Genomic DNA, 1,862 nt, shown 5'->3' on the forward strand with positions numbered 1-1,862 from the left:
ACGTAATTCCACGCTCAAGTAACAGCCGTCACGCCTTCGCAAAATCTCCCGAAAAAATCGCCTCCGGCCAAACCCTTGCCCCAAAAGCGTTACAGCCAAATCCTGAGCTTTATTGAACAGCGATCCAACAAGTTGGCCGCTTGATTGCATATTCTTGTATGTACAAGTAAACGCGTGTGCACAAGAGATCGCGGGGATCTCTTCACCTCCACCGCTTTGCTTGTAGAGCAATGCCGCGCACAACAAAAACGTGTGCATCGGCAACCGCATCGTGATTCTCAAGGACGGCCGATTGATTCAGATCGATGCGCCGAAAGAGATCCTTGACTCGTCTGCTGACGAATAGGTTGATCGCTTCGTTCAGCGTCCTGCTGCACCTGCTTGAAATGAGTTTTCCGGACGACGTGTATCCAATGTGGCCAGGGGCCGAACCTTCTGGCCACAGGTGTAACTCGACAACAACCCTTGCGTGAGGCTTCACATGTCACAGGCTAAAAAAATTGTTATCGCCGATGCGCCGTTGCGTTGGCAGGATGTGGTCGCAGTTGCCCGGCACGGAGCCGTGCTTGAATTGTCGGCTCAAACCTGGGCGCGGATCGACAATGCCCAGGCCATCGTCCAGCACATTGTCGTCAGCGGCGAGCGCGCGTATGGCGTCAATACCGGTCTGGGTGCACTCTGCAATGTCTCGCTGCAAGGCGAACAACTGAGCCAGCTGTCGCGCAATACATTGCTTAGCCATGCTTGTGGCGTCGGTGCACCACTGACCGATGAGCAGACGCGGTCGATCATGTGCGCGGCGATCATAAACTACAGCCACGGCAAATCCGGCCTGCATCGGCAAGTGGTCGAAGCGCTATTGGCCTTGCTCAATCGCGGGATTACCCCACAAGTACCGTCCCAGGGTTCGGTCGGCTACCTGACTCACATGGCGCATATCATCAACCTGCGCGGCCTGCTCGATGGCAGTGAAGTGATTGCCAGCAGCAAAGGCATTCGCACTCAGGATGCACTGAGCATCCGTTCGATCCCGCAAGTACATGGCGCGGCCCGTGATCAACTTGACCACGCGACCCGACAGATCGAAACCGAACTCAACTCCGCCACCGACAACCCGCTGCTTCTGGGTACACCGGATAACTACCGGGTGATGTCCCAGGCCAACCCGCACGGCCAGTCGGTGGCCTTGGCTGCCGACTTGCTGGCGATTGCCATTGCGGAGGTCGGCTCGATTGCCGAGCRTCGTCTGGACCGTTTGATCAACCCGCACGTCAGTGGCTTGCCGGCATTTCTGGTGAGCAACCCTGGGGTTAACTCCGGAATGATGATCGTCCAGTACGTTGCCGCTTCCCTCTGTGCGGAAAACCGTCAGTTGGCGCAACCGGCGGTGCTCGACAACTATGTCACATCGGGCCTGCAGGAAGACCACCTGAGCATGGGCACCAACGCTGCACTGAAGCTGCATCGGGCGCTGGAAAACTGCACGCAGATCCTCGCTATCGAGTATCTGCTGGCCGCCCAGGCCTTCGAATTTCTCAAGGCCGACTTTCTCAAGGGGCCATGCTTCGGTGCAGGCACGGAGGTCGCTTGGCGACTGCTGCGCGAGCGCGTTCCGGCCTATGACCAGGACCGCTGGCTGGCGCCGGATATCGCCAGTGCTGCAAGCATTTTGAAAGATCCGCAATTGCTGCAAACCGCGTTTCCGAGCCTGCACTAAAATCGATTCCCACGCAGCGTACCAAGCCGCAGCCATTCATAAGTGGCTGCGGCGGATAATCGCCACAAAAGCACTCACCCAATCGTTCCCCATCGCGCACCAACATCTCTCAGTTTGTTACCGAGCGCCCCGGCATGGCGAATTC

Annotated in this window: 1 protein-coding gene and 1 pseudogene; both read left to right on the forward strand. The window is 57.4% G+C overall.

The window, feature by feature from the left end; translation table 11 throughout:
* Positions 1–250 precede the first annotated feature (250 nt).
* Positions 251–346: pseudogene (locus tag AC1DH9_RS29415) on the forward strand (glycine betaine/L-proline ABC transporter ATP-binding protein); the annotation flags it as partial.
* A gap of 135 nt (positions 347–481) precedes the next feature.
* A complete protein-coding gene (locus AC1DH9_RS29420) occupies positions 482–1,717 on the forward strand; it encodes an HAL/PAL/TAL family ammonia-lyase (RefSeq protein WP_477809363.1) in 1,236 nt (411 codons plus the stop codon).
* Positions 1,718–1,862: the final 145 nt, after the last annotated feature.

The organism is Pseudomonas sp. 05T35 (assembly GCF_056396605.1).